The sequence below is a fragment of the Sphingomonas sp. genome (genome assembly GCF_019242355.1).
Taxonomy (GTDB): domain Bacteria; phylum Pseudomonadota; class Alphaproteobacteria; order Sphingomonadales; family Sphingomonadaceae; genus Sphingomicrobium.
On record NZ_JAFAVR010000232.1, the window covers coordinates 1 to 4,163 of the forward strand.

4 protein-coding genes are annotated in these 4,163 nt (G+C 63.8%); 2 read left to right on the forward strand and 2 right to left on the reverse strand.

What is annotated here, in order from left to right:
• The coding region (locus JOZ79_RS11465; protein WP_294074241.1) for a GNAT family N-acetyltransferase at positions 1-823 on the forward strand (823 nt) is incomplete at its 5' end.
• On the opposite strand, the gene JOZ79_RS11470 is transcribed toward JOZ79_RS11465, so the two are convergent.
• Positions 820-1,920, reverse strand: coding sequence for a DegT/DnrJ/EryC1/StrS family aminotransferase (locus JOZ79_RS11470; protein ID WP_294074243.1), 1,101 nt, complete (start codon positions 1,918-1,920; stop codon positions 820-822). The genes JOZ79_RS11465 and JOZ79_RS11470 overlap by 4 nt on opposite strands.
• Complete coding sequence (locus tag JOZ79_RS11475) at positions 1,917-2,339, reverse strand: FdtA/QdtA family cupin domain-containing protein (protein ID WP_294074244.1); 423 nt, start codon at positions 2,337-2,339, stop codon at positions 1,917-1,919. Before JOZ79_RS11475 ends, JOZ79_RS11470 begins: the two co-directional genes overlap by 4 nt.
• A gap of 296 nt (positions 2,340-2,635) precedes the next feature.
• Here JOZ79_RS11475 and asnB point away from each other — a divergent pair.
• The coding region (gene asnB / locus JOZ79_RS11480) for an asparagine synthase (glutamine-hydrolyzing) (protein ID WP_294074246.1) at positions 2,636-4,163 on the forward strand (1,528 nt) is incomplete at its 3' end.

Consider the following 4,163-nt stretch of genomic DNA (forward strand, 5'->3'; position numbering starts at 1 on the left):
TCATGCCGATCGGTTCGAGGATTGCTCTGCACTGATCCTCGTCGACGGCCGTCCGGCGATCATCTTTCCGGCCTCGATCATGGAGGGCCACGTGCACAGTCATGGCGGACTGACGTTCGGCGGCCTCGTCGTCCGGCGCGCCGTCAGGACGAGCGCGGTGCTCGACGCAGGAGAAGCGCTACTCGGCAAGCTGCACGAATGGGGGGCCCGGAAGCTAACGGTTCGGGTGCTTCCCCCGCCGTTCGCGAGCCATCCCTCACAGGACGCGGAACTGGCTTTCCTGAGGCGAAACTTCCACGTCGTGCGCCGCGACGTGTCGAGCATCGTCAGGCTCGGCGGGCCATCGTCGATCTCGAAGAGCAAGCAGCGCGACATTCTCAGAGCGAAGAAGCTTGGCGTGACGGTCGAAGAGATTGGGCTCAATCTCTTCTATCCACTGTTGGCAGACGTGCTTGCGAGACGTCACGATGCAGTCCCCGTGCATTCCATTGCAGAGTTGCAGGCACTGCAGCGAAATTTTCCGGATCGAATCCTGGTGCGCGCCGCCCGGCTGGACGGGGCCGTGGTGTCGGGCGCAGTTCTGTTTCGTTACGACGAGGTCTGGCACACGCAATATCTTGCGTCGGGTGAGGCCGGCCGGCGGTCGAATGCGCTCGACCTCGTTATCGCCTCGGCCATGCAGGAAGCCGCGGCGGCGGGTGCAGGCTGGTTCAGCTTCGGTACCTCGATGGACGGCGAGGAGATCAACGAAGGCCTGCTGTGGCAGAAGGAATCGTTCGGCGGCCGCTGCCTGTTGCAGGAGACCATCTCGGGCGATCTCTAAGGCGAGCTCCGTCTCGTTATCGCCCTGATCACGAGGTCGACGTCGGCCTGCGAAAGATGCGGACCGATCGGCAAGCTAAGCACTCGATTCGCCAAGCGCTCGGCAACCGGGAAGCTGCCCGGAGTGAAGCCGAGCTCGCTATAGGCACCCTGCAGGTGCGGCGGGATCCGATAGTGGATTTGCGTCTGCACCTTGCCATCGAGACGCGCTTGCAGCTCATCGCGATCAGGCGCCTGCACCACATAAAGGTGCCACACAGGATCGGCCCAGTTGGGAACGAACGGGAGCGCGAGCCCGGTTGCGGCCAGTTCGGCGGTATAAGTTGATGCGACGGCGCGCCGGCGACCGTTCCACTCGTCGAGGCGCGACAGCTTGACGCGCAGGATGGCCGCCTGAAGCGGATCGAGGCGCGAATTGACGCCCTTCACCTCGTTCACATAGCGCGTCGACGATCCGTAATTGCCGAGCATGCGGACGCGAGTGGCAAGTTCGCGATCGTTCGTGGTGACAGCCCCGGCGTCCCCCATCGCACCCAGGTTCTTGCTTGGGTAGAAGCTCCAGGCGACCGCATCGCCGTGGCTTCCAACGCGCCGTCCCTTGTAGCGTGCGCCGTGCGCCTGGGCGGCGTCCTCGACAAGGCGCAGTCCGTGGCGGCGGGCAATGTCGAGCATTGGATCGAGATCGGCGGGCTGGCCGTAAAGGTGGGTGGGCAGCAGCGCCTTCGTACGGCCGGTGATGGCGGCCTCGATCCGCGACGGGTCGAGGTTATGCGTTGCAGCGTCTGGCTCGACGAGGACGGGCGTGGCTCCCGTCATGCTGACGGCGAGCAACGTGGCGATATAGCTGTTGCTGGCGACGATGACCTCGTCGCCGGGTCCGACGCCGAGCGCTCTCAACGCGAGGTGGAGCGCATCGAGGCCATTGCCGACGCCGACGCAGTGGCCTGCGCCGCAATAGTGTGCGTAGGCTTCCTCGAACGCCTCCACCTCCGGGCCGCCGATATACCAGCCAGACTCGGCGACCCGAAGCATCGCCGCATCGATCTCGTCGCGAAGCTCCTCATAAGCCGGGTACAGCTCGAGGATCGGGACCGTCATCGACCGAGCCCGGCGGCTACGACGAATTGGTCGTAGTCCCGGATGTAGTCCGCTTCTTCATAATGCGCGTCCGCAAGCACCATCAGGACACAGTCCGGACTGAAATCGCGCATCTCGTGCCAGATCATCGGACCGAGGCGGAGCGCCTCGTCGGGACGGCCCAGCGCAATCGTCCGTCGTTCGCTTCCATTATCCACCATGACCGTGCAGCTGCCGGTGACGCAGACGGCATATTGATTGAGGTCCCGATGCGCGTGGAAACCGCGTTCGACGTCGGGCTGTGTCCCGAAGATGTAGTAGACGCGCGCGATTTCGAAGGGAACGTCCCTACCGCCCTCAATGGCGATCAGGCTGCCTCGCTCATCGCCCAGGACATCCAGCGGATACAGCGCGCAATTCGGGAAGATCTCGACTGGCATTCCTGTACCGCAGATTGGCGTGAGCGCCTGGCCGAAGACGTCGTATCGGTATCAGGGGGACCAATGCGATGCAAACGCCCAAGAGGCGGTAAGTCAAAGTCTCCGCACTCCGCCTGGGTTGCTATCGAAGGATAACTAGGCGAGAAAACAACAGGAATTTAATCTTGCCGACGTCGTCCGACGCTCCGCGGTTTGCCGGCCGAACGTGAGCCACGGTAGGAGACTTGTTGCTCGGAATGTGCGGAATTGCCGGTATCCTGTCTTCCGCTGGGGTCACGGAGCAATCCGTGCTGCGCATGACCCGGCCGCTTGCGCATCGCGGGCCGGACGATTCCGGCTGCTGGATCGACGGCGGCGCCGGCATCGGCCTTGGCCATCGACGGCTCTCGATCGTCGACCTCTCGCCGGCCGGTCACCAGCCGATGCTGTCCGCGAACGGCCGCTTCGTGCTGACCTACAACGGTGAGATCTACAACCATCACGACATCCGACGCGACCTCGAGGCCATGAACGCCGTGCCGGAGGAGGGATGGCGCGGCCATTCGGACAGCGAGGTCCTTCTCCAGGCGATTGTCACCTGGGGGCTGCGCGCGGCGCTCGAACGCAGTGTCGGCATGTTCGCGCTCGGCCTCTGGGACCGACACGAGCGGACGCTCAGCCTGGCCCGCGACCGGTTCGGCGAGAAGCCCCTTTATTACGGCTGGGCAGGCAAGGATTTCCTGTTTGGATCGGAACTCAAGGCGCTCACCAGTCACCCGAACTTCAACGCGCGTATACGCCGCCGCGCGATGGGCCCGTTTGCTGCACGGACGTACGTCCCGCCGCCGGATTCAATCTACGAGGGTGTCTTCAAGCTCCTGCCCGGATGCATCCTTACGGTCAGGGGGGAGGCAAGCGCTCGCCCGCGAACCATGGCACCTCTGGAGGGCCGTCGCGAGGACGGAGTTCGCCTCGAGCGTTACTGGTCATACGCCGATGTCGTGCTCCGTGGGCTCGATGACACCATCGACGATGAGCAGGATGCGCTCGACGAACTGGAACGCGCGCTCGCGATCGCCATCCAGGGACAATCGATGGCCGACGTTCCGGTCGGGGCCTTCCTGTCGGGAGGCGTTGATAGCTCGACGGTTGTCGCACTCTACCAGAAATATTCGTCGATACCGATCCGGACCTATTCAATCGGCTTCGAGCAGTCGGCATTCAACGAGGCAGAGGATGCGAAGCGCGTCGCAGCCCATCTCGGCACGGTCCATCATGAGCAGTACGTGACCGCGGCGGAGGCCAGCGACGTCATTCCGCTGCTTCCGACCATGTATGATGAGCCGTTCGCCGATTCCTCGCAAATCCCGACCTATCTCGTCAGCCGCTTCGCTCGCGATCAGGTGACTGTCGGGTTGACTGGAGACGGGGGGGACGAGCTGTTCGCGGGATACAACCGGCATTTCGTCGCGCCGTGGCTTTGGGATCAACTGCAACGCGTACCGAAGCCGCTCCGATCAGTGACCGGTGCGCCGTTAAGCCGCATACCGTCGAGAATCTGGAGCGGGCTCGGCGGACTGCTGCCCGGGCGCCGCCAACCCCACTTTGGCGGCAAGCTGCAGAAGGCGTTCCGAGTGGCCGCGACCGCGCGCACGTTCGACGATGTCTATTGCAGCTTTCTCGACGAATGGAGCTTCGAAGCGTCGCCGGTCATCGGCGCGGATCCGGGCGACAACCGGTTCGACCTCGACCTTGGTAAGGCGGTGCCGGATGTCGTGCGCATGATGTATTGCGACGCGATGACATATCTGCCGGGCGACATCCTGGCGAAGGTCGACCGTGCAT